We start from the raw sequence: 25,293 nt of genomic DNA on the forward strand, positions 1-25,293 counted from the left end.
GCGGGATGGCACTGCGGTGCTTCGCTCAAGCGCGGCTTTCCCATGATTCAAGTCGGTTTACCGGGCAGACAGCCGGTCTCAGATATCCTCCGGTCGTTCCGACCACGGTGCCGTGAGAGACTGTCCGTTGTGACGCCGGTCAAGTGAGAGCAGGAAGGGCACCACGCGCCGGGCCCAATCACCGGGTTTGGGGTAATTGGCGGCCTCGGGACCGAAGCAGCTTCGCAGCATGGCCGTGTCAATGATCCCTGGGTTGACGACCACCGCTGCGAGATCGGGTGGAAGCTCTGCCGCTAACGACTGCGTGAGTCCTTCGACCGCGAATTTGGTGGCACAATACGGGCCAACCTCCGCCGCCGCAGATCTTCCCCAGTAAGAGCTGAAATTAACGACGACCCCGCGTTTCCGCCCCAGCATTGCGGGGACAAAATGGCGGATCGTGTGATAAATGCCACCGATGTTCACGCGTAGCAGTTGCTCAAATTCCCCGGGCGGAACTTCCCAAAGTCGGGCATTGCGGTTGATCAAGGCCGCATTGTTGATAAGCAGATCGGGCGGACCCAGTGCAGCGATGACTTCCCTGGCCCACTCCGCCACCGCCTGGTCGTTGGCCACATCCACTTTGCCAAACATGTGCGGCGGGCCGTAAATCGTGGAAAGTTCTTCCACTGCGGACGCCGAGCGGGCACAGCCTGCCACCGTATGCCCGAGAGCGATGAACCGGTCCACCATGGCCCGGCCCAGCCCGCGACTGACGCCCGTGATCACGATCACCTTCCGTTCATTGCCAGCCATGGCATCCTCTCAAGAAATTGCTACGGTCGAAGGCGCTTATCCCTCAAAAGACACGGATCCAGCCCGAAATGCCTGAGAATGGATCAGGTCCAACGGCGTCAAAAGAGAGCCGCAAGCGGTGTTACTTCAACCGTCCTGCCGCCCATTCAATCCCACGTTTCAACAGGATGGGATAATTGGGGTTGCTCCAGGCAAGATGATCGTGCCCCAGCATGAGGTAAAACACCCGGCTATTGCCATACGAAGTGACCCATCCAATTTCCGGATCATTGTTGGGACAGTCGGTCTTGAGTATGACGTGAACATTGGGAGCGGTATAGTAATCCTTGTAGGTTTCGTCATGGATGACGAAGTCTTTCAATCCTCGAGTGATGGGATGTTCCGGATCAGCGATGATCACTTTGTAATCCTGGCCATGCGCCCAGCCCGAGGGTTTGTATGTTTGCCCGTCGATCACGCACTCCTGCAGGATGAATTTTCCTCCGATGATCTTGCGGAACTCGTCCCAATCGCGGTGGGCTCCCATATTGTGGTGGAGCGAAACAACTCCGATTCCCTTTTTGAGCAGGGCGACAAAGGCTTCCTGCTGCTGGGGCGTGATGCGAGGCACCATGTCGTACATGACGATCACATCGAATTGCTCGGCGGCGGCGGGATTGAGCATGTCGGCCTGGTCCGGAAGTTTGATGGCTTTGTATTCAATCCCCTCCATCTTGTCGAACATTTCGAAGAACGGCTTTTCCTCGAATCCGTGCCCCCCGTAAGTCAGCAGGACACGTATCTTGCCGGAATGACCATCGGTCCCCTCGGCAAAGCCATTCCCTGTAAAACCCCACATCACCAGTCCCGCAATCAGCAGAGCCACACGCTGTCTCATGGGTCGGTCTCCTGTGATCGGTCGTAATCGATGACAATTGTCGCCTGATGTCCGGATGCGCAACACAGACGGCGCCGTGAGCGGTTCCCTCGGAAGCTCATTTGATAGCTTAGCCGAGAGATTTTGTCTCCCCGTTTGAGCTGACGCCTCAGATCACGCCACAACACCCGCCCACTGTAGGCAGGAAATGCGTCACCGTCAAGCAGGTGAACGAAATGGAGGGGCACGCTCGTTGTGCCCGGTGAAAGAGGATGGATCATCGGACGTTAAATCGCGGACGTGACAAGTACGTCCCTCCGAGATTGTAGGGGCCATTCATGAATGGCCCCTACCAGTGGACTGGTTGTCGTGGTCGCGGCAAAACACCGCAAACCACCGTGGCTCGAGTGGAGCCAGGCCCTCCAGTCCCTCGCATGGTGCGAATGCAACCGGAACGTTCGCTTAGCGTGGAACTCACACCTATTGAAGGGACGCCTTTCACGGAGTCCCGCCAGACACCCGGGAGGGACTATTCTTTTTCGTAATGTTCCACCAGCGGCCAGTATTTGGCGAAGTCGAAGTCGGGGCTGTTATCCAGATCGTGGCAGTTCCGACAGTTATGCACCTCGGAGTTTTCAGCCTCCTCTTTGGTCACAATCATCGCCTGGGCGGCCCTTCTTTGTCGCTCGATGTCACTTCCCATTTCGGCCGCTACGTGCTCCCCGCCTGGTCCGTGACAGGACTCGCATCCAACGTCGATGAGTTGGGGTGTCTCCCTCTCAGAAAGGAATCCGGAGATGTAGGGGAAATACCGGGTGGGGTGCCAGCCTGTCACGTGGCAACTGATACACTCGGGATCGAACGTTCTCGGCGGATCCAGGTTTTTCAGCGTGTCCCAGGCCTTTGCGTGGCCCGACTTCTTCCAGATCAGGTATGACTTCTCGTGGCAGTTGGCGCATTTTTCCGAGCCGACATAATCTCCCTGGATTTCGCGTCGGGGATGGGGAACAGGACGGATTTCCAGACCGGCTAGCCCAAGGGTTTCTAACTGATTCTGGTAGGTCACCATCATCTGCTTCATCTCAGGAGAATCGGGATACCGTGAATCCAGAATGACCCGCTGGTAAGCGACAGGCTGATCGGGATTGTCATAAAATCCTAGAACAGCCGCGGCCATCCCTTTTTCCCCCACGCGGACCAGGAGTGTTTTGGTATCGGGCACGAAGCGGGGAGAACCGGGAGGTTCCGCGGGACCATCGGTGGTTGCCAGGACGTTAAATTCCGGGAACTTTTTGACCAGGGTAAACGCCTCTTCGTCGGCAGCGTCGGCCAGCAGAACCAGGATGTCTGCCTGAGATTTAAGCTGCGGGACAATCTTGGCCAGCGCTTCCTCGGGGTCCATAAAGGCGAGATCAGGATTCCGAATCTCCTGCTGATAGCTTTTGCCGAGGACGGCGGTTATCCCCACGCGCTTGCCGCCGGCTTCCACAACCCGATAACGAGACATCCACTGATCTGCTGAGAAATCGAACAAGGCCACATTCGCCGAAACGAATTCACTTTGTTGCTGACCGACGGGCGCGACCACCGAGAGGAGAAGCGGGGCGGGTAGCCGCAAGTCGTTGTGTCCCAAATTAATCGCTTCGTAACCGATCACCCGCAGGGCATCCACGGTGACCTGAAACTTGACCTCTGTCTGCTTACCAAATCCCTTGATAAGTCCCCCGACATCCATCACCACCAGCGGCCAACCTTGCTCACGAAGCTGCCGGATCATCGTGTGTCGCCGACTCAACCCGCCCTTCATACGTTCCTTGCCGGCGCACCCGCAGGGCTCAAAGTAGCCGTCCTGACGCCCCGTAAAGACCAGTGCGACCTGGGGTTTCGTCCAGCCCACAAAGAATTGACCATTTTCCTTGATGGGGTCAAATGGCGGACGCTCCAGACGACGTTTGAACCCCGATGAAGAGCCGGCCGGGGTCTGCGACTGGGCAGCGGGTATCACCGCGGCAGGCTGCAATGGTGGCGGCGATGACGCGGAGGAGGTCTCAATGGGTGAACTGGGCAACTGGCCTTTTGGACGACCGCCGCCCCGTAGCGGATTAGGAAGGGCTTCCCCGGGTGCAGCCTCTGAGACGACCGCCTTGGGAAGCCCTCGCTCAGCTTGTTTCGGCAGTTCGCCCTGCACGTTCATAGTCGGTACAGCGGGGACAAAAGTTGCCGGAGGTGGCGCTGCCTGAGAAGCAGGGGCCTCCGACCTCTCACCGGCTTGGGCGACGGCGTGTGCGGGCTGTTCATCGGGGATGATCCAACCCGAAGGAACCGCCGACGGCGCTCCGGCAGAGAGTGTTTCCGGTTGCTTCACCCAACTTGCCGCCGAGGAAGACGCGGGAGACTCACTCCGCGGAGCAGGCGTCGGAGGAACTGCCGCTTTCCCTGGAACCGCCGCAGTTCCGGCTACCGCCGATGGTGACTCTTCCGGGGGCGGTGTTGCCAGGCCGGAAGCCGCCGACTTCCGGGGGATGGGCTGGGGAGGTGGGGAACGCTCGCAGCCCAGCTCAATCGCCGCCACCATTCCGGCAAAAAAAGAAATGGTGCAAACCGTGACGGCCGCCGTGCCGCGATAACCACTCCGTGACATTTCAGGTCTCCTTCTTTTTCTCCGGTGAAGGAAGTGTGTCACATTCACTCGATGGCGAAGCGGACAAGGATCTTGACCTCGGGGGCGTCAGGATGATTCGTTTTAATGATGACTCGCCCCAGGTTCGGCTCATCCAGGCCAAAATAGTTGGCGGGCCCTGCTCCCGGTGGAATTCTGATCACAATGGGCACCAGCATCGTTACATCCTTGTGCACAATCCGATCGGCCTCGACGGTAACTTCCAGGAATTCTGGAACACTTTTTTCGACATGGAATTCCAACTTTTCGTCGGGCAGGGCGGCCAACCGCAGCATCACCCGGCGTTCTGCCCCGGTCTGGCGGTTCACACGCCCAATGTGGAGGATCCCCCGCGAGGAATCCCACCCCGCCCCCACGATGTTCACGTCACTTTCCACTCGCCCCTGAACGGGGATCTCCAGCTCGGGAGAATCTTTCTGATCGGTATGCAGGCGGATTTTCTGCTGAAACGGTCCAAGAGGCAAGCCTGGTTTGAGCCGAACGAGCAGCCGATACCCAGCCTTGGCCCCCGGCTCGACGGTTAGTTCTCCCTCCGAAAGAGGGGATAGCTCCAGGCTGAAAAAGTTCGCCGTTTCGTCCTGGAATGCCAACTCCGGCTGGCTAATTTTTACAGGCTGCTGGCGAAAGATGTAAATCTTGGCTTCCCCAACAGCCGGCTGCATTCGCACCACGCGAGTAAAAACGATCTCCGCGGGCACCACCCTTATGGAGCGGACAACATCCGCCTTGACGGTGAGTTTCACCTGGGGTCTTCGCAGGTCGTTCGTGTACAGCGTGGCATGCTGGGTGACCGGCCCGACGTAGTCCTTCCCGTTAAACTCGAGTGCGATTTTTATGGACTGGCCCGGGCCTAGTTCGGCCTCTTCAAAATTGAGCACGGTGCAGCGGCAGGAGCTATCCCCTTTGGTCAGCCGGAGCGGTGCGGAGCCCACATTGCGAATCTCGAATTCATGCCGAACGACCGAGTTAGATTCGATCCTGCCAAAATCGTAGGTGTCTTCCGGCACTTCGACCCTGGGCTCTGCAACTCCCGAAACCTCCTGTTCGAATTTCGCACCCGCTTGGACATTAGCCGATGCCGCAGGCTGGGCTTCCGCCAAAACAGGATAGCCGGGCCATGGCCGATACTCCACGCTGGCCCAGCCCAGCGCCAAGCCCACGACTACCCCTGCGACCGCCGCCACCAGAACGACCAGCCCCACGAGTTTTAACCGTCGCATGGTGTTCCTCCGGTCATTGTTCGGTGTTATCTTTCAGATACAAAAGATTCTCACCTGTTCGCCCACCCCGCTGTTGTGCCTTTCAGCACCGTCCTGCGGAATGAGCGGGATTGTTACCACACGGGCGTCCGCCGCCGGAATTCCTATCATTTAGCATGGCCGGAACAAGTTGCCGCGCCACCCGGCGTCTTTCTCGTATTCTACATACGGATGCCATCCCGGTTGGTTTTTTGGCACGGCAATAGTTCAGATAAGAAGTGGCAAATAAACCTCGACGGCGTCGCCTCGGGTGGCCCCAGAGGCCCGGGCCAGCCGTTGTCATGGCCAAATTCCCTGTGACAGGCATGAACGGAGCGTGGGCTTTCGCCACTGGGCTTGACGCGGATTATTCTGAATCTCCCGCCTCGTCGACCACGTCGAAGGTGGGCTCCGCGGTTTTCCGGGACGAGATCTGCTCCTGAAGGAACGCGAGGAAACCATCGGGATCGTCCGTCCCGAGGTTGTATACTTTTTTCCCGCAAAAAACTCTTACGCAATCGAAACCCCAAACGTTATACGTCCATCCCCAGCCGAGGCGATAATGAATGCCCCAACCGTCCAGTAATGTGGTGCGGCCTTTTTCCACCCGCGTGATTGCTTTATACGGAATGCGCTTCCGCAGAAGGGGAATCGGCCCAAACTGGACCACCAGGGCATCTCCCCCGTCGTAGATGGTCAGCGAGGTAAAACAGAGGGTGATGCCCCCAACAATCCCGGCGACCAGAAAATACGTCCACCAGGGGATTGGCTTGCCTGGAAGAAAAAAATCCAAAATGAGCAAATAGAGCACAATCCCAGGCACGAGAAGGTACCATCGACCGTATTGCGTGTTGCGATAGCGCATTGCTGAAAGCTGCGTTAGTTTCGGATCTTGTCTGGTTTGAGAACATTCCGCCCGCGTGGCACACGCAAGCTACAGAGCGGCCAAGAGGCGGATCGCACGTCACCCCCGGTTGTGAGCGTGGAGACAGCCTGGACAAATTGCGAGACCATTATCGCGCGAACCGACTGTCGGTCATAGGTGGCTCTGTCCGCAATCAGTCGCGGAAGGCCTCCTGGGTCACAACCTACGGCGGACCGATTAAACTGGATATCTTGCCCATCGCGCAAGCCGCGTGGGAAGACATTTCATCCACCCGCTGGCATACCTCCTTCTTTTTGAGCGCATGGCTGCTCCTGTCAACGATTGGATTGATGAACCGGGCGTCTATCGGCCGTTGTTGCGGCTTTCCTGGCCGGTGCTCTTGGAGCAGGGGCTGGCCCTGCTTGTAGGCTTTTCGGACACGATCCTGACAGGGCACTATCTCAGCGAATCCCATCTGGCGGCCGTCAATCTGATGGCCTACCTCCTGTGGCTGCTCTATGGACTTTTCAGCGTGGTCGCGATTGGGGCCTCTGCGCTGGTGGCCCGGTATGTGGGAGCTCGTCGGATCATGATGGCGGAGCGGTTCATGCACCAGGCCCTGTTGGTAGGTTTCCTGGTGGCCGTGCCGTCGGCAATCCTGGCAGCCGTGCTGGGGCCGAAGATCATCGCGTTTCTCCAGCTCCAAGGAACCTCGGCAAAGGCAGCTCAAAGTTACTGGGAAATCGTCATCCCGGCCATGCCGTTCGTGATGCTCAGTGCGGTGGGGATCGCTTGTTTACGCGGAGCCGGGGCGATGGTTCAGGGGCTCATCATCATGACCATTGTCAACATTGTGAACATCGCGGTGAGCTGGGCCTTCTGCCTCGGTTTTGGACCCTGTCCCCGCTGGGGCTGGGAAGGCATCGCTTTTGGGACGGCATGCGGCTACTGTGTGGGAGGTGTGGTGACGCTGCTCATTCTCGTAAGGGGACTGGCCGGACTGCGGCTTCGCTGGAGGATGTTTCGTTATCAGGGCAAGCTGGTTTATCGGCTGCTTCGGGTAGGTATCCCGGGAGGGCTGGAAACCCTGTCAATGATTCTCTGCCAGTTATGGTTTGTGGCCATTGTCAACGCGCTGGGAGACAAGGCGGCCGCCGCGCACGGAGTCGCCCTTCGCATTGAATCGCTGGCCTTTCTCCCCGGTGCTGCCTTCCAGGTGGCGGCGGCCACCATGACCGGCCAGTATCTGGGCGCACGCCAGCCTCATAAGGCCACCCGAGGCGTTATCGCCGCATGCGTTCTGGCGGGTTTGGTGATGGGCACGGGAGCCATTCTTTTCTATACGTTTCCCCTCCAGCTTGCCAGCCTCATGGTGGGCGACCACCAGCGCGATATCGCTCACCTAGCGGCGCCGCTGCTCCGCACAATCGCAGTGGGCATTCCTCCCCTGGTTTTCGTCACGATATTTTCGGGTGCTTTACGCGGTGCCGGTGACACCCGCTGGCCGCTGTTATTCAGCCTGATCGGATTGCTGGGGGTAAGAATTCCCGGTGCGTACTGGCTGACGCTGCCGGGGGTGGTGTTGCCCGGCGTCGCCCTCCCCGTGCCGGGATGGGGACTGGGTGTTCTTGGGGCGTGGTACGCCATGGTGGCGGATCTCTATCTCCGTGCCTGCCTGACAACCTGGCGATTTGTCCACGGAGGGTGGAAAACCATCCGCGTGTAGAGCTGGCCGAGTTTATTAAGACCAGCGTGTCAGCTACACTAAACACGGTGTTCTATCCGTTAACGCCCAATTAAGAATCGTCTCAGCCCAGCGTCGCCAGCTTGGGGTTGCTAAACCGCACCGGCGATCTGGTTGTCATCAGCTAACGATCGGGGAGGAGTGTCATGAAGATGTGTTCCCACGCACTGCGGTTAGGAAGGAATGTTTCTCGCGCTTCGCTACCGGGCTGTCTCCTGCAAGGGCGACCATGGCAAATGCCAATCGTACTTGGCGTTTTATGGACGATGTACCTCGGAGGACTGTCCCCGGGCGAGGTTCTGGCGGAGACAAAATCCAGTCCATGGCCGCCTCGGCCCAATATCGTCTATATCGTGTCCGACGAACTGGGCTACTACGAGCTTTCCTACATGGGTCACCCCCACTTCCAGACGCCCAATATCGACCGACTGGCGGCGGAAGGGATACGCTTCACCCAGGCGCTGGCAGGAAGTTCCCTGTGCGCGCCTACCCGATGCTGCCTCATGACGGGAAAGCACTCGGGACACACCTCCGTCCGTACCAACGGCGGCGGAACGCCCTTGCGAGCGGATGAACCCACCATCGCTTCGGTGCTCAAGCAGGTGGGCTACGCCACCGGTGGGTTCGGTAAATGGGGGTGCGGGGGCCGGGGCTCTACCGGCGTACCGGAGCGCCATGGCTTCGACATTTTTTTCGGTTACTACGATCAAGTCCACGCCCATTCGTACTATCCGCCCTATCTCATCCGAAACAGTGTAGAGGTCCCTTTGCCAGGCAACCACGGCCTGAGCAACGGCACCACCTATTCGCATTACCTTATTGTGGAAGAAGCCAAAAAGTTTATTCGCGAGAATAAAGATCATCCTTTCTTCTGTTATTTGCCCGTCACGCCACCCCATGGGATTCATGACATCCCGGAAACTGACCCTGCCTGGGCCCTGTACAAAGACAAGCCGTGGCCGCTCGACGCCCGCAAGTACGCAGCGATGGTGAACATGGTAGATCGCCACGTGGGAGAAATTCGGGATCTGCTGCGGGAATTGGGGCTGGAGGAGAAGACGATCATCTTTTTCAGCGGCGACAACGGCGGCCATGAGTACTTCCGCGATGCCGATCATCCTCGGGGATTTCACGCGCCCAACGTGGATCCGCGAACAGGCCAGCAATTTCGCGGTGGCAAGGGCAACCTTTATGAGGGCGGCCTGCGAGTGCCGATGATCGTGTGCTGGCCAGGCCAGATCAAACCGGGTCGGGTGAGCGACCTGCTCTGGTACTTCCCGGATGTCCTGCCAACCCTCGCTGAACTGGCGGGTGCAACACCACCAGCCGACATCGATGGCATCTCCATCGTCCCTGAACTTCTGGGCGAAGACGTGGTCGGTCGAAAACAGCCACAGCACGATTTTCTCTACTGGGAGCTTGGCGGCCAGATTGCTGTCCGTAAGAAGAATTGGAAAGCCATTCGTCCGGGAATGGGCAAACCCTGGGAGCTGTATGACCTTGCCCGGGACATCGGCGAAACACAAAACCTCGCAGCGGACCATCCCGAGATTCTGAAGGAGCTTATCGCACTGGCGGAAAAGGCACACGAGCCCGCGGTGGAGGGCGACTTCTTTGCTCCTGAACTCAATGAAAAAGACCGTCGGGCCAAATTTGGCGATGAGGTACCCCCGGAACAGGTGAATGTCACCATGGTGAACCGGTTGCCGCAGGACGGCATGATCCCGCGGAAGTTTTACACCATTCTTTCCTGCAGCAGCGAATCGAAGGGCAACGACCGCCTGGCAAGGTACGCTATCGATGGTAATCCCCGAACCTGGTGGCACACGCAATTTCAGCCGGATTTGAAGCGACCGCCTCACGAGCTCGTCATTGACCTTGGCAAAGAGTTCACGGTCAGCGGAATCCGCTACCTGGCGCGCCAGGACCACACCTGGAATGGAACTTTCAAGGAGTGCGAAATAGCGGTCAGTAAAACTCCTGACTTTTCCGAAGCAACGACGACGCGCGTTGAATTCAGCAAGACCAAAGAGGCCCAGGAGCGGAACATTCCGCCCACCCGTGGACGGTACGTGCGGATCCGTATCCTTTCAGAGATCAACGGCGGCCCGTGGGCATCCGCTGCCGAAATCGGCATTGTCGGTGAGTGATACAGGCTCGAAGGCGACATTTTCCGTTGCATCGCTCGAGCATGCTGGCCTCCCGGGGGCCCGGTGGGCTATCTTTATACATGAGGTCCATCGTCGCGTGTGACAATTGGCCGGGCATTTCCCGCCGGGGCGGAGAGCATACCTCCCGCCGGTAAGCCAGTTTCGCGGAAGAATCATGATGAGTGATCAAACACCGATTCCAGGGCCCGCGGAGGAAGAGATCGTCCGCGCGGAGATTGTCGTTCCCGCAGAAGGCTTTCCCCCGTCGCCCAGGGCTGTCCCTGTGGTTTTGCGTCAACCGCGCATCTGGCCGGTGTTTCTCGTGTTGGCGCTCTCGCTTTTCGTTCAAATCGGGGCGGTGGGCCTGGCCGCGGTTCTGGGCGTCATGGTACGGGCGGGAATGATCGAGTCAGCGTCGGACCTGCAATTTGTCTTCCGTGAGGCCGTCGACGCCCCCGAGTACCTTCTTACCACTGCCGCGTTAACCATGGCAGGATTCGCCCTGCTCGCAGGCGGTGCCACGTGGATCGAGGGTGAAAGGCTGCACGAACGACTTCGACTGTTCCGGCCGGTGGCCTCCCCAGGTCTGCTCATTCTTTCCTTCATTGGCGTGCTCAGCCTGCAACTGGCTTTCGTGGCGGCCACGCAGCTAAAGATTTTTCCTGAATCTGATTTGCTGGAAGAAATGTTTTCCAAAATCAACGCGATGGGGCCGCTTGGCCGACTGGCGGCCGTCCTGTTCATCGGTGTCGCCCCAGGAATCTGTGAAGAAGTACTCTTTCGCGGCTATGTCCAGACCGGATTATCCCGCCGCTGGGGACCGTGGCGCGGAGCTCTGGTGACGGCTGTGCTCTTTGGGGCGATGCACCTCAATTTCCTTCAGGGTGCGTTCGCCACACTTCTCGGACTTTATCTCGGACTCCTGACGGAACGCACAGGCAGCGTCATCCCGGCGATGCTTCTCCACGGCATGAACAACGTGCTGGCCACCATTATGGCCATCGGCAATTGGGAACCCTCCTTTGGGCAACCCCAGATCGTGCTGGGGGCAGCCTTTGCTGTGATGGTGATCACCGAGTACGTGGTGGCTGCTCCGCTTCTTCGGGCAGGCCTGCATAGCGTGCCTTCGAGGTCCAATTCGTAGCCTCAATACGACAACCAGTTTGTCACGGCAGCCATCTGGAAGGGAGCGCCGGCGTGACGTGCGGGAAGAGAGGTCCCTTGAGGAGCAACGGCCAGCGAATTGGCGAGTCACAGGGAACTTCTTCCCCCAGGGCCCAACTGTCTGGTGGATCACAGTCGGAAGTTGAATGTGCGGGTGACAAACCGCCAGATTCTCTGTCCCAGACTCAGCCAGTGGGCATAATCGACGTGGACCTTGGCACGACCCCGCAGGCCGGGGATCAGCAGTCCGTCCGGATTGGGCAACGGCACGCGGGCCTGATAGACGGTACCGATCGGTTTTTCCACTCCCGTAGTCGGATCCGTCTTGGTGGGAAGTTCTCCCCCCGCCTTGCCGGCCAATCGCGGTGAAGCGGCTTCCACCTCTCGCTTGGCCACCTCCTCCACGTGGCCGGTCAACGTTTTCCAGGGTAGTTCGTCGAGTTTGATGCGAACGAACAAACCAGGCTGAACGAATTCGATGTCCGCCTGATCGATGACCAGGATAGCTTCCATCCTGTTGGGATCGGCGATTGTGCAGAAGAGATCACCCTCCTTGAGGAGAGCACCGATATTCTGTGGTTCCAGGGGACTTCCGGACCACTCCGGCAAAGGTGCGTCGGGGTCTTCATGAGTGACCCTCCAGGGCGGCGGCACCACAACACCGTCGCGGGGGGCAACGAGAAGAAGTCGTTGCTGGTCCGCTTTTCTCTCCGCCAATTGCTGGGCCACAGTCTGGATGGCTTCGCGAAGACTGGGCAACTCGTTGGCGGCTGCCTCGTCCTCGCTCCGACGCCGTTCCAGCGCGGAGAGCCTCGCCGCATACTGCCGATACAGACTTTCCAGCCGGGCGATTTCAATTTCCAGGTCGTGGTCGGCAAGCTTCGCCAGTGGTTGTCCGGCTTTCACATGCTGTCCCGGCCGAACCAGAATCTCTTCCAGCCGACCGGGAACATCCACGTACACCGGGGCCGGATCCTGGGGCTGGATCTCGCAGGTGCACATCACCCGATACGGCAGCGGAACAAACACCACAAAAGCCACGAGGAGAGCCAAACCCACCAGCGTCATCATCAAACGGGGCTTTTTCACTTCGTTCCACCTTCCCGGCACATAAAAGAACTTGCCCAGTTGATACAACGGATGCACGACCAATCCATACAGCGCGCCAATCGCGATAGCGTGACCGATAATCTCCAGTCGATACGGTTTGAAGAATTTATTGAGAAAAAGCAGGATCGAGAGGACCACCACCCAGCGATAGATGGCCGCGGCGACGGAATACGTGATGAACAGGGCGTGATGACGCTGCGGCAAAAAGGGATCCTCCGGCAGTTCCAATCCCAGGAACCATTTGGCCGCCGTCCGGCTGAGGATCTGCGTCGCTTTCTGCCGGAGGTTGGGGATCTCCAGGATATCCGCCAGCACGTAATATCCGTCATACCGCAGGAGCGGATTGCCATTGAAAACCACCGTACTCACGGAGCAGATGAACATCACATTGAGCGCCAGATGGTTGATCAGCCCCGGCTCGCTGAACCACCACACAAACGTGGCGATGGCCGCCAGCGTTAGCTCCACGAATATCCCCGCAGCTCCGATGGCCGCGCGATGCCACCGGTTGGGCAACATCCAGGAGTCCGAAACGTTGCAGTAAAGGCAGGGGGTCAGAACCAGGAGCATGACGCCCATTTCGTGGCACTCGCCGCCGAAATGCTTGCAGCTCAAACCGTGGCCGAATTCATGGAGAATCTTCGTGATCGCCAGCGTCACCGCCAGCCAGAGGGCATTCGTCGGGGTGAAGAACTGATAGAAACTGGGAAGTCGAGAAAGAAACACGCGAAACTCCGCAGCCACGAGGAGCAGTGCCGCCAGCCACAGAATGACGCATGCAATCAGGAAGGCGGGGTGAAACATCCACCGCACCCAGGGATAGAGCGCGTTGAGGATCCGCTCGGGGTCGATACCGCGGAACCGCAGCGCGAGGATATTGCTCAGCGCGTTGATCCACTCCTGTTTGCGGCGCTCGGCACGTCTTTTCAGCAACTGGCGGCCCTGTTCGGGGGCTGCCGCCACCACCAGACCACTCCGATGGAGCATCCCAATGAACTGCTGGAGTTCTTCCAGGGTGATCTTCTGCGGGGGGAACTCCGCTTCAAAACGGGCCTTGATCTCGTCCAGGCTGGAACGGCCATCGAGCTGGTTGAGAATGAAGAATTCCTCTTCCTGGAATCGGAAATAGTTGAGGCCGACCGGATCCTTCACCACCCAGTACACCTCGCCCTCATAGCGCTGACGCTGGGCCACCAGATCCGGGCGTTTCCGGATCGGAAGAGGTCGCGCCGAACTGGAGAGCAGACTATCCGCAAGTGTGACCATGCGCTCTCTTGGCCCACAGGGCGATCAACACGTCACATACAATGTGCAAATCCCGGCAAGAACCGATGCTTGGCCGTCCTTATCTGGAGCTTCCCGCTCATGGGTTCAATCGAATCGTAAGCTGGCCGGTCAACCCCGGCCGGAGCAACCAGTGGCCGCTCCGCTCGTCCCGAACATTGACGATTTCCGCCCATACCATGAATTCGCCGGTCACTTCGACCACGGGGCTGACGTACACCACCTGTCCCTGAAACTGTCGTTCTCCCAGTTGCGGGAGCTTGACGACAAACACCACCGGCGCCTTGTCGAGCTGGGCCGGCAGGTACTTTTCTGCACTAACCATCCCCTCGATCCGCAACCGGTCCATCCGCACGACGTGAAAAACGGGATCTCCCGGTTTCACCCATTCCCCGGCATGCAAGAACCGTTTGATAATAACCCCATCGATAGGGGCCACGATCTGGTACATTCGGAGCTGCTCCTCGACCTCAGCCAGCTCCGCCTGACGAACCTGTACGGTGAGTTTGGCGACTTCCAGATCGTGGGCCGCTTGCTCGATCGCCAGCGAGGTTTTGCCGCGTTCTAGCAGCAACCGCCGTAGTTCTGCCTGAGGGACGGCACCCGGGGCCCTGTTGTTGGCATCCACGGCCTGCTGATATTCCGCATCCGCGACAAGGTTGGCCCACTTTGCATAGCGCACATTGACATCGTTGTCAGCATCTTTTTTGGCAGCTTCCAGTTGATAGCGTTTGACGTCCAGGGTTTTCTGCAGCACCGCATCATCAATTCGCCCAAGGACGTCACCCCGTTTAACAGTGTCCCCTTCCTTCACAGAAAGCTCGATCAACTGTCCCTGGACACGTGCGGGAACCTGAGCCTCGTCAATGATGGAGACGGGGCAATTCGGGAGAGTGACCACCGCGGAATCCGCCGACGGTGCAGCCACCTCAAGTCCCCACAGTACGATATTGAGTACAAACCATAACATCATGGTTGTTCCGTGTTAAACTGTCGATTGATCCCCTGTAATCTGACCGGACGAATCCAGCCGATCCCTGGTACGATCTCCTATTGCCGGGTGACAGGCATGGTTTCCTTTACCACAAGTAGAAAATAATCCGCGTCTGAATGAATGCGATAAGATCGCGGAACCATGCGTATCCCATGGATCGGGTACCACAGTGAACCTTGGCGCTCACGGTAGCACCCGGCCGTAATTGAGCGGGATCAAAATCCTCCTTGTTGATGGCGACTTTGATCATGACCACGTTACCTTCCTCAGGAAGAACCTCCGCCGAGGCATAGATGTTCTTAACCCGGCCCATACGTACCCGACCGGGATCGGTGGCCAGGACATATTCCACCGTGAGATCCTCGTTGGGATCGCGCTGCTGAATCTGACGGCGGGCGAGGGCGATCTCGCCCATCCGGTCTTCAGCCATATGCAGTTCCAGCTCCCAATCCCCTGCGGTGTCGGCGATCCTCATGAGGATCTGACCCCGATTGACGGGCCGGTTGATGAGCCGGTTGTAAACGTCCCACGTGACCACGTCTCCGGTAATGGGGCTGACGACGGTCAGTTCCTTCTCCTTTTCTTTGAGGATCGCTCGTTGGGCGATGAGGCTGATCTGCCGGGCTTCCAGTTCTGCAAGTTGCCCGGTGAGTCGATTCCGCTCCTGAAGACTGAGTGCCCGAAGGTCAGCGAGTTCCCGCCGAATGGTAGCGATCTGTTTTTGGTTGGAGGCCAATTGGCCCTCGATTTCCAGGATATTCTGTTTCAATTCTGTATTGCGGAGCCTGGCCAGGACCTGGCCCGCTTCCACATGCTGTCCGTGCTGCACCAGCACCTCGTCAACCACTCCGTCAATGCCAGCAAAGACGTCGCGTTTCACGACGGGTTCCAGCGTGCCCCGGGCATGAAGTTTGTACGGCCACGGTACGAAAATCAGCATCAGACAAACGAGGACGGCCAGAACGCCGAAAAGCACGGCGCGAGGCAGCATTCGTGCCTGGGTGACCAGGCGTGATTTGCCGAGCGCTTTCCACAGTGGCATGAGAAAAAGCTCGTTATGTTCCACCGCGTTGGCCAGCGCGATGGCGGCATGCTCGGCAACGACTTCGACACGCTGTCGCAGTTGCGGCGTGATGCGGCTGTCTTCGATTTGCTCCACGATCATGGTGCCCACCGGCGGCGGTCGGTCCACAGGACGGTCAGCCTCGCTTTCATCGGTGGGGGGAGGTGCCGGCCGCCCCAGGGGAATGACAATCACCGTCTTGGAATGCGACTCATCCACATACTCCTGGAGCGCATCCTCTATCTGCGGAGCCAACTGCGAGGTATCACCACAATACCAGACACTCTCCCGAGCCGCCGCAACGACCGTCGCCAGATCTCCCAGGAGTCTGACGACATTCGATCGCTTATTCACCACATCCTGGCCAGAAATGGCCTCGATCACCTGGCGGCGTCCCCGTCGAACGGAAACACTCACCCGATCACAGTCGATCAGCCGGCGTGCTTCGTTCGCCAGGGTGTAAGCGGTTTCACGGGGGTCCAGGCTTTGATGGATCAAACGGGTAAACTCTTCCAGCCGGGACCAAAGTATCTGACGATCAGAAAGGCTTTTGAGTTGCTGGGTCTTGAAATAATCGCCCGCCAGATCGCACATCTGGGTCAAAAATCGCAGATAGCCCTTTTGGGCGGGCGGAGGAGCGTCCGGACGCTGGAAGACCTCCACAAGACCGACCACTTCCAGTTCGGTCTTGACAGGGCCGAGAATGAGCAGAAAATCCGTGGGATTTCCTTCCCCGTTGTTCTCGCCGCTGCCCGACTGCGGTGGGACGAGAAGGGGCTCCTTGGTTTGAAGCACGCGCTGAAGCAGACGATTGTGCCGCTGGCGTCCTTCGGGGTCTTCCGCCAGCCGCGTCTGCTGAAGGTTCATCTGATAGGCCAGGCTCAGGCGTCCCTGGCCCTCGGTGAGCCAGAAGGCCCCTCCCACGGCAGCTAACGCCGTCACCACCCTGGGCAGAAACTCCGCGCAGTATTGTTCCGGAGCCAACTCCGCCCGAGAGGAAAGCTGTGCTATCTCAGCGACAAGCTGACGAATCTGCTGCCGCGTCTGTTCAATCAGTTCGGGATCGAGGGGCTGTTCTGTGCTCATCCAGGTGGACACTGGTCAGGAAAGCTCCTGGGCGGGCGTAACACCAAATCTTGGTAAATCCTCTACTTCCATTGTAACCCATCGGTCCGGAAAACCGCCCCTGTGGATGACCCGGCCACGACCCACCCCTTGTCACATTCCTATCAGACTATACCTTACAAATCGCGACTCGATTGCGCAGGAATGACCTCCGCTGGAGACAGAGCGTTGCGAAACACCACCCCGCCACATGACCCCCGCCCGGTGTGTTCCCTCGGGGGAAACGACTTGAGCCGAGATGGGGTACGTGTCAGAACGCCAGGCCGCCGCCCAGGAAAACGGCGGAATTTGGTTTATATTTATCGGTCCAGCCAGCCTCGTAAACGAGCTCTCGAGAGAAAGCTAACCCCACTTCGATATAGCCCCGGAGGCCCCGCATGCGGTAGAAGTCCAACCCGGTCGCCAGGCGCAGGTCGTTGTAATCGACTCGTTCGGTCGCACCCGCATTGATGCCGCTGGTTCGCTTGATCGTCCACGAATCGCCGCCGTAATCACCCCGCACGTACCACCAGATGTCGGCACCGACGGAGCGTGGAAGTCGCATCGCAAACCGCGGATTGGGAAACAGGATGGAGATTTCCATGCTGGGATCACTCGCGTTATCCACCCAAATGGCTCCCCCGGCAGGCAGCATCTTGATGCGAACACGATCCAGGTACATCACACCCCCCTTCAGTTTCCAGTTGGGGGTCATATTGAGCGTCAGGTATCCCGTCCCCTGAAAGCGGAGGCTATCTGCCGTAACCCGTTTGAAGTCGGAATAGACCCCGATACGAAAACTGAGTTCACCTCCCAGCACGGGAGTCAATTGGGGATTCCATGCAGCATCCAGGTAGGCGTCATAAGTGACTGAGGGCATGTCCTGGGACTGCGGGAGTGCGGAAGAGATCGGCCCATTCCACCAGTGGAATGTGAATCCCGGCGTCACTCGCAAGGGCGGTCCGGCGGTGCTCAGAAAAGGGAAGGCAAATGTGGAATACAATTCGAGATCGTCCACGCCGAGTTCAGAGCCGCCATTACCCGGAATCCATGTGAACCGAAATCCGGTGGACTCCCGAAATTTGATCATCGTGTTGTAGAAGTCCTGGCCACCGACCCCCGGGAATATTCCGCCCTGAGGAAACACGCTCTGGGTACCCGTGCCGGGAGCGGCATATGGGTCCCAGTTGGAAGGTGGCGGGGTCGCGCCCTGGTAAATCGCCCCAGGGCCAGGGGCCACTCCGGGACCCGCCGGGGCATAAGACGGCACCTGCCCTGGGGGATAGTTTAAAGCAGGCGGCGCTGTGGCCGATGGTGGTGCGGCGGGCGGAGGAACGCTCCACGGGGAGGGTATCGCATCATTTCCTTGCGGCGCAGGTGCGGCGCCGTAAACGCTACTCTGTCCCGGAACAGGAGTGGCGGCTCCGGGCGTCATCGGCTGAACCTGCGTGCCGTACACTCCTCCTGAGGTAGCCGGGGAACCGTAAACACTCCCACTTGGGGCCGGGGCGGTCGGCTGAACATTGCTCCCTGATGACGTGGTGGTCCAGGTCCCTTGAGAAGGGCTGGTGCCGCCAGTCGGTGGCTGGGTCTGAGTGCTCAAAGACGCTGTAGGGAACCGCACCCGTTGCGCCTCGGCAGTCGCGGAAAAAACCAGCGTCCCACACAGCACGGCCCAAACCGGGATGACCTCCCACCCACGGGGAGGATACTCGCGTCGCGGCTTTCGGATCATCCGTTGCACGGCCGGGCACTCCGTGCCTGTAAGATAAACAAAACAAATAGCTCTCACGCCGACCTTTGCCGACGGCAAAGGCTTTTCCTTCAGCGAACCGGGAACGACAATACGGAGATGCTGCTAATTACCCTTCCTTTTCCTCGCCGTCAAGAGAGAAGCCACCGAGAAGCGGGAAGGGTGCACCGGAACCGGCTGCACGCAGTCCCCGAACGGCCGGTGAAAATCGTCGGCGTGGAGGCTTTGTCCCGCGGACGCAGTCGGGAAGCGTTCAATTCGACCGCTGTCGAAGCAAAGGCGGAAGATCTGCTGACATGGTAGTCCGTGCGTGAAAGCACACAATTTCTTTGTACCGCCTGGGGAGATGGGGTGCGAAAAAAGAATGTTCCCACTCCTGGAAAACCCCATCAATCTCGCGGCGCAAAGTGCAAAAGATAAACTTAGCGGCGCGAAAACTGGGGACGAGTCAGCCACCTGCCAGTTCTTCGGTCAAGCAACCGTCCCGCAGGATTCTCCGTGGGAGCTGGCAGTCACGTCGTCGGAGCCTTCGGTTAACTGCGCGTCCGATGGCCTGTCAGCCATTTCACGGGATTTAACTTCGGGTTGTGGCAGAAAAACGAGTTCCAGGGGATTGTCAGCCGTCGGATCGGCGATTCGCAAAGCAGCGCGTCCCGTAACCAGCATTTGCAAAGTATCGCCGATCAGTTCGCGTCGCCATCCCTGGGCGAGAATTGGCGGGGAGTCATCCGTGCTGCCAGAGAGATAGTAAGCCAGCCAGTCTCGCAAATCGTTGGTCCCGCCCACCAGTCCCACGGCAATTTGTTTTTTCAAACACAGGCTTGCCAGGGCGCTATAGAGAAATTGTCCAACCACGGGGGACTGCTGAACTCCAGGCCGATTGGGAAGCTGTGGCCATTTTTCCGGCGGTAGGGCAATCGCCTGTCGGATGCACGCGGAAATCATCGGCACGAGGTGGCGCACCGCATGATGCGACATCCCGCGAATGGCAAGGATTCGCTTGGGATCACCGGAAGCTCGTCGTGCTAACTCGACCAAAAGATCATCCCGTAATACGCGACGCGGTGGAACATTTCGTCGGGCGGCCTCCTGTTCCCGCCAGTGCCACAGCTCGCGGAGAATTGCCAATTCTCGGCGGGATACCCCACCATAACCCGTCAGCCGCCGCCACCGCTCTTCCCCTTCAGCCTGAATCGCCATCTGTTGCTGCCGCTGGACTTCCTCCTTCAACCACTCCAGGCGATTGAGACGGATAAGCTCGCCCTCCAGGCGATCCCTCAGGGGTAGCAGATATCGGACGTCATTGAGGGCGTACTCGATCTGTCTGTCACTCAGCGGTCTGCGACGCCAGTCGGTCCGCGTTTCATGCTTGGTTACAGAAATCCCCAGATATTTCTGCAGAATGTTGGCAAGTCCGGCGGGATACTCCAGCCCTGTCAGACCAGCGGCTATCTGCACGTCGAAAACACGATCAGGAAACCGCCCGATGGCGTTATAGCAGAACTGAAGATCAACTCGGCCCGCGTGGACGACCACCTCGACGTTCCCCTCCACGATGGCCTCCCAGAATCGTCGCACGGAGCCCAGCGGGAACGGATCGATCACCACCAGTTCATCGTCAAAGGCGACCTGGATCAGGCAGAGGTTGGGCTGATAGCTGTCCTCGGCGACAAACTCTGTATCCAGCGCGAGCCGAGGTCGCTCCCGCAGTTCTCGACAGAAAATCTCGAAGTCATTGACGGCGGCTATGCGGCGAACAGGGTGACGATCTTCTCCACCAGTTGCGGACTCCCGATTCACTGAGCACCCTTTCTTTCGTCACTTTCCAGTTCTTGCTGGGCAACGCTATCAGACCGCCCGCACTGTTTACTGTTCGTAGTGCTCCAACCGCACCCTCTAGGAGGCCTGCCAACGCGGGGATGCCCCAATTTGAGTCACCTGAGCCACGGCCTGTGGATTCAAACCGTGAATGCAACGCGCGGGTACGTTTGCATCGACTGCGACCACGTTCCAATCAACGAACCGCTCCCACGGCGGGAATCGAGGCGGCGACGTCCTGCGCCAGAATCTCCACGGATAGCAGCTCCACCACGAGGTCAATTTCTTCAGTTGGGGTCACCTCTCCTGCGTCATGGGTCACAAAGATATCGATCGACTGCCGACGGGGCTTGCCATCAGTGAGTGTTCTCACGTCGTCCAACCATATCCCATCAGAGATCGCCCGCTGGGTAATGCTCTGGATTTTCCGCCGATAGAAACCTGAAACGGCAGCCAGCGTGCTGCGACCTTCCAGCCGGATGTAGTGGACGCGCATGGGATCGAATTGCACGCCGGGGAGTTCCTGTTTGAGTTGTGAGTTTGGCCAATCCAGGTGATACTCGGCGACAACGGCACAATTGGGGTGGGCCTCTTGAAATTCAGGCGGCCGTTTCTGACTAACCGATTCCAGAGCACCGGGATCCACAGTGGCGAGCCGATCGGCCGCCTGCTTCAGCTCCCGGCAGACGGAGCGTCCAACGTTCTCGGCCATTAGCATCCATCGCACCTTGGCAGGCAGGGCTGCTGTGCTGGCCACGCCTGCCTGACCAGGGGGCATCGTCCCGCTGCCGTATTCTTCGCCGGATTCCGGTCCTCCGGAATAGCCCGGTCCCGGCCGATATCCCGGGCGGACAGGCGGGCGCCGCAGTGGGGGTCTCGTGGGTCGATTCACATTGGGTTGAGGTGGTTCCTCTCGCGGGAGGCTTTTCACAACAACCACCATGCCGGGATCAATGGCGAGATTATTGCCCAAGCCGAGTGCTGCCAGAGGTTCCGGACCTTCTTCTAACTTGGCCTTCAGGATCCCGCTGAGTCTCAATCGAACGGAGCTCATGGGGAAAGTGGCTGCCAGACAGATATCCCGAGCGCTCTCTTTGAGCGAATTGACCTGCCGCAAACGTGCTTCGATCAGAGCCACGGCATCGGGCGTCCAGAGTTTGGGGGCCAGCTTCAACGCCATGTCGCGTGGCAACCCTTTTACCATCAAGCGCCGTTCCTGGCTGACCAGCTTCGGCACCGACTGAGCGGATCCCCGTGGAGCACCAGGTTGACCGGGAGTGGCACCTGGAAAGCCCGGCGGATAGCCATAACCGGGCGGCGCGGAACTCGATGATTCTTCTGGCGAAGATGGTGGATAACCTGGATATCCTCCCGGAGGACCCGAGGTATAACCGGGGGCTCCCGATCCCGGATAGCCTGGATAACCGGCCCCCGGATAGCCGACCGGTGTGCCCGGCGGGCCCCCCATTGGCCTTGCCCCGGGTATCTGTTGCGCAAGCCGTGCCAGGTCTTCCAGCCCCTGTGGATCTTCCGCACCGATTACCGCCGCAAACACGGCTGCGTTGAGTTCCGTAAGCGCATCCACAATCCAGCCCACGGTGGGATCTTGCGGACTGCCTTTTTGCAGGAACACCAGTAGGACAGGGAGATTCTCCGGCACAGGCTGTGTCAGGACCGGCATCATGAGTTGCCGATCGGCCGGGCGGGCATTGGGACTCAGGACGTGCGTCGCTAAAGCCAGCCGAATTTTTTCAGTCATTACATCCTTGACGAGATCGAAGAGCAGTCGCTGGATTTCATCTCCCGTCATTTTGCGCTGCGGACCGCCGGGGCCGCTCGCTCCGGGATAGCCTGGGTATCCTTCTGGCGGGTAGCTCGAAGAGTACTCCTCACTGGAGCTTTCATAGGATGGAGCACTTCCCGGGGAACCATAACCGGAGGTATATCCAGGTGGTGGACCGGAAACACCTGGGTACCCGGCAGGAGGACCATATCCACCGGGATATGCTCCCGGTGCGCTGCCCGCTGCTTGCTTGGGAAGTCGGGGTGGCTGCGTGAGGACTTCGATCACAAGGTCTTCATAGACCGGTTTGGAAAGATTTTGGGCCACCTCGCGAAGAGTGGTCTCAACCCCCACTCGATCGTCCACCACTTCCAGCTTGGCATCCAGGAGATCCTTGATCACGCCGACTGCGGCGGAGGTGCCCAGCTTGACGAGAGCCGTGGCTGCCGCTTTAAGGACGTCAACATCAAACCCAGGATTCGCGGCTGTTGCACCGGAAGGGCCCATTCCCGGCGGCGGGCCAGCCGTGGGTGGGCCACTGCTGTAACCTTCTTCCGGGGGAGGATACGGAGCTCCGGATCCATACGGGCCGCCCGAACCGTATGGCGATCCGGAACCATAAGGACCACCGGAACCATACGGCCCGCCCGATGCAGGCTTCGCTGCCGGAGGCTTTTCCATAAGTGCCTTCAGAATTTCAACAGCTTCGGCCTCGCGCTGGCCGGATGTGGCATCGGCCACCAACCGATCGACGGCCTCGAAGAGTCGCTTGTCCTGCTTTTGTCGGGCCTTTTTGAAATCGTCGAAAGTCCATTGGCCTACATCCTCGGGCAGCTCCTCCTTTTTTTCTTCCTGAGCCTGTTGCTGGGGAGGACTTGGAGGCGGCGTGGGAGCCGGCGGCGGAGCGACCACGGGTGGGCCGGAACTAGAAGTCGCGGCAGTAGTATCCCCACCCCGGCTACATCCGATGACGGACAGGCCCAACATACCCAGGACAAGACTGATCCAAACTCCCCAACTCCGCGCGGTGATGAGCTTCATGACGATCACCCTCCGTTCCCCGGGATAGTCAGACGGATCACTTTTTCTACCGCCTGACCTAATCAGCCCGATACGTATTTTCCCCCAATCGTTCGGTACAATCCGCACGACTGCATCAAGCCCGGCAATCCTCGCTGCACCGCCTTCCATTGTACCACTTTTCAACGGTGTTTCGTAGCAATTCGGGGGTTAGTCCACAATTCTCATAACTGTGGAACAAAATTGCCTTTGACATATTTGCCCTCTGCGTTCTAGGGTACTGAAAAGGGCCGATAAGGCGGGTTTTCCCCCTGGCCGCGGAAGGTGTTCGTCATCTGTCGGTACGGTGGAGGCGATTCCTGTTAACGCACTGCAGCACACCCTTGGATCAGCGTGAATCCCATGGCCGCGGAAGGAGGGCCGAATATGAACATTCTTCTGTTCGAGGATGAGCTTGTCACCCAACTTTATCCCATCACGACAGGCCGCCCGGCGTTTGCCATTTCGTGCGGCGGTTATCGACTTGTGGAGCTTATTCGTCGGTTCGAAGCAGCGATCTACGGGGACGTCCGCCCACACTTGAGGGAAATTACACAACTGGATTTTGGCCTTTCATCACCACCCGAAATCTGGGAAGGACGCTGGCTGTTCGTCAACGCTCGGCTCGTTCCCAGCGTTGGGGCCGTGGCGATCCTCAAAGAACTGGTCGAAGACCAGCGCAATGTGCTTGTCCGCTGGAATAATCACACGGCGGCTGCCGCCATGACGTTTTCCACCCCCGTGCCACGACCGCGCGAGTCATTGTCCGAGTTTCTTGTGCGACAGTGTGCGGAGGACCATGTTGAGGTTCTGGACCGCCGCCTCGTCCTGTTCGAATATCCGCACGAGGTCGTCAAATACCATATGGAAATTCTGGGGGAGAACCTCGCCGACAAGATCGCTCGGGGAAATTATCGCCAGTTGTCAGACGGCCTTTTCGTCGCCGACAACGTCGTTCTTGGGGATTATCTGAGTGTGGATAGCACGGCAGGACCGGTAGTCATTGAATCCGGTGCACGTGTCGGACCGTTCTGTCACTTTCAGGGGCCGGTCCTTGTAGGCCAAAACGCCAAACTCATCGAACAGGCCTCACTCAAAGACAACGTCGCCCTCGGACACACGACAAAGGTGGGTGGGGAAGTGGAGGCGTCCATCGTGGAACCCTACAGCAACAAGCAACACCACGGTTTTCTGGGCCATAGTTATCTGGGAAGCTGGGTCAACCTGGGCGCCGGAACCTGCAACAGTGATCTCAAAAACACGTACGGGCTCGTGGTTATGGAGTACAACGGCAAGCGCGTGCCCACAGGAATGCAATTCATGGGCTGTATCATCGGCGATTACACCAAGACGGCCGTCAACACCGGGATCTTTACCGGCAAGGTTATCGGCGTGTGCTGCATGGTGTACGGATTCGTGACGACCAACGTGCCCAGTTTTACCAACTACGCACGGCTCTTTGGACAGATGACCGAACTGCCCGTGGAAGTTGCCATCGCGGGCCAGCAGCGGATGTTTTTAAGGAGGAATGTGACGCAACGGCCGTGCCATATCCAGCTCATCCGCGATATGTACGAGCTGACGCAGGGCGAACGGCGTCTGGCTAACGCCCCACTCGTGCTTTGAGAACCGTTTTTCCTCGCTGAAAAAACCGGCAGGTGTTGGCTCGGTACCGCAGTGCAGGTCACTGGCGATATGCCGGTGCCTGTCCCCTGTGGGACGCGCCCTTTTTCTCCGATAGCACGTTGCCGCACCTCATAGCGACAACGCGTTGGCCTGTAAGTCGATCGCAGGCTTGTCTGCCACCCTGCTGGTCCTGCGGTATGACCGAAG

Annotated in this window: 15 protein-coding genes; 4 read left to right on the forward strand and 11 right to left on the reverse strand. The window is 58.7% G+C overall.

What is annotated here, in order from left to right:
* Positions 1 to 78: 78 nt before the first annotated feature.
* The 5 genes from THTE_RS11960 to THTE_RS11980 all read right to left on the reverse strand — a co-directional run bounded on the left by THTE_RS11960 (position 79) and on the right by THTE_RS11980 (position 6,434).
* Entirely contained in the window at positions 79 to 795 is a 717-nt protein-coding gene (locus tag THTE_RS11960) for an SDR family oxidoreductase (RefSeq protein WP_095415656.1), read from the reverse strand.
* A 121-nt stretch (positions 796 to 916) separates the two neighbouring features.
* Entirely contained in the window at positions 917 to 1,672 is a 756-nt protein-coding gene (locus tag THTE_RS11965) for a ThuA domain-containing protein (protein WP_095415657.1), read from the reverse strand.
* 508 nt (positions 1,673 to 2,180) lie between these two features.
* Positions 2,181 to 4,292 (reverse strand): multiheme c-type cytochrome, encoded by a 2,112-nt coding sequence (locus tag THTE_RS11970; protein WP_095415658.1) that lies wholly within the window; start codon positions 4,290 to 4,292, stop codon positions 2,181 to 2,183.
* Positions 4,293 to 4,336: 44 nt separating this feature from the next.
* The gene (locus tag THTE_RS11975; RefSeq protein ID WP_095415659.1) at positions 4,337 to 5,551 is read right to left on the reverse strand and encodes a DUF1573 domain-containing protein; all 1,215 of its coding nucleotides are present in this window, start codon (positions 5,549 to 5,551) and stop codon (positions 4,337 to 4,339) included.
* A 385-nt stretch (positions 5,552 to 5,936) separates the two neighbouring features.
* Positions 5,937 to 6,434, reverse strand: a complete 498-nt coding sequence (locus THTE_RS11980; protein WP_095415660.1) for a PH domain-containing protein — start codon at positions 6,432 to 6,434, stop codon at positions 5,937 to 5,939.
* 322 nt (positions 6,435 to 6,756) lie between these two features.
* Between THTE_RS11980 and THTE_RS11985 the strand changes: the two genes are divergently transcribed.
* The 3 genes from THTE_RS11985 (at position 6,757) to THTE_RS11995 (ending at position 11,472) form a co-directional block, all read left to right on the forward strand.
* Entirely contained in the window at positions 6,757 to 8,160 is a 1,404-nt protein-coding gene (locus tag THTE_RS11985; RefSeq protein ID WP_157732052.1) for an MATE family efflux transporter, read from the forward strand.
* A gap of 254 nt (positions 8,161 to 8,414) precedes the next feature.
* A complete protein-coding gene (locus THTE_RS11990) occupies positions 8,415 to 10,328 on the forward strand; it encodes a sulfatase-like hydrolase/transferase (protein ID WP_157732053.1) in 1,914 nt (637 codons plus the stop codon).
* Between the two features lie 175 nt (positions 10,329 to 10,503).
* Entirely contained in the window at positions 10,504 to 11,472 is a 969-nt protein-coding gene (locus THTE_RS11995) for a type II CAAX endopeptidase family protein (protein ID WP_095415663.1), read from the forward strand.
* Positions 11,473 to 11,621: 149 nt separating this feature from the next.
* Here THTE_RS11995 and THTE_RS12000 read toward each other — a convergent pair whose 3' ends face one another.
* The 6 genes from THTE_RS12000 to THTE_RS12030 all read right to left on the reverse strand — a co-directional run bounded on the left by THTE_RS12000 (position 11,622) and on the right by THTE_RS12030 (position 23,442).
* On the reverse strand, positions 11,622 to 13,868 hold the full coding sequence (locus tag THTE_RS12000; protein WP_095415664.1) for an HlyD family efflux transporter periplasmic adaptor subunit: 2,247 nt from the start codon (positions 13,866 to 13,868) through the stop codon (positions 11,622 to 11,624).
* Positions 13,869 to 13,965: 97 nt separating this feature from the next.
* Complete coding sequence (locus THTE_RS12005) at positions 13,966 to 14,859, reverse strand: efflux RND transporter periplasmic adaptor subunit (protein WP_095415665.1); 894 nt, start codon at positions 14,857 to 14,859, stop codon at positions 13,966 to 13,968.
* Positions 14,860 to 14,965: 106 nt separating this feature from the next.
* Positions 14,966 to 17,029 carry a GAF domain-containing protein gene (locus THTE_RS12010; RefSeq protein WP_095415666.1) on the reverse strand — a complete coding sequence of 688 codons (2,064 nt, stop codon included), beginning with the start codon at positions 17,027 to 17,029 and terminating at the stop codon, positions 14,966 to 14,968.
* 289 nt (positions 17,030 to 17,318) lie between these two features.
* Positions 17,319 to 18,791 carry a hypothetical protein gene (locus tag THTE_RS12015; protein WP_157732054.1) on the reverse strand — a complete coding sequence of 491 codons (1,473 nt, stop codon included), beginning with the start codon at positions 18,789 to 18,791 and terminating at the stop codon, positions 17,319 to 17,321.
* 480 nt (positions 18,792 to 19,271) lie between these two features.
* Positions 19,272 to 20,600, reverse strand: a complete 1,329-nt coding sequence (locus tag THTE_RS12025; protein ID WP_095415669.1) for a ribonuclease D — start codon at positions 20,598 to 20,600, stop codon at positions 19,272 to 19,274.
* 214 nt (positions 20,601 to 20,814) lie between these two features.
* The gene (locus tag THTE_RS12030; RefSeq protein ID WP_095415670.1) at positions 20,815 to 23,442 is read right to left on the reverse strand and encodes a hypothetical protein; all 2,628 of its coding nucleotides are present in this window, start codon (positions 23,440 to 23,442) and stop codon (positions 20,815 to 20,817) included.
* A 405-nt stretch (positions 23,443 to 23,847) separates the two neighbouring features.
* Between THTE_RS12030 and THTE_RS12035 the strand changes: the two genes are divergently transcribed.
* Positions 23,848 to 25,086 carry a putative sugar nucleotidyl transferase gene (locus tag THTE_RS12035; protein ID WP_095415671.1) on the forward strand — a complete coding sequence of 413 codons (1,239 nt, stop codon included), beginning with the start codon at positions 23,848 to 23,850 and terminating at the stop codon, positions 25,084 to 25,086.
* Positions 25,087 to 25,293: the final 207 nt, after the last annotated feature.

The organism is Thermogutta terrifontis (assembly GCF_002277955.1).
Classification (GTDB): domain Bacteria; phylum Planctomycetota; class Planctomycetia; order Pirellulales; family Thermoguttaceae; genus Thermogutta; species Thermogutta terrifontis.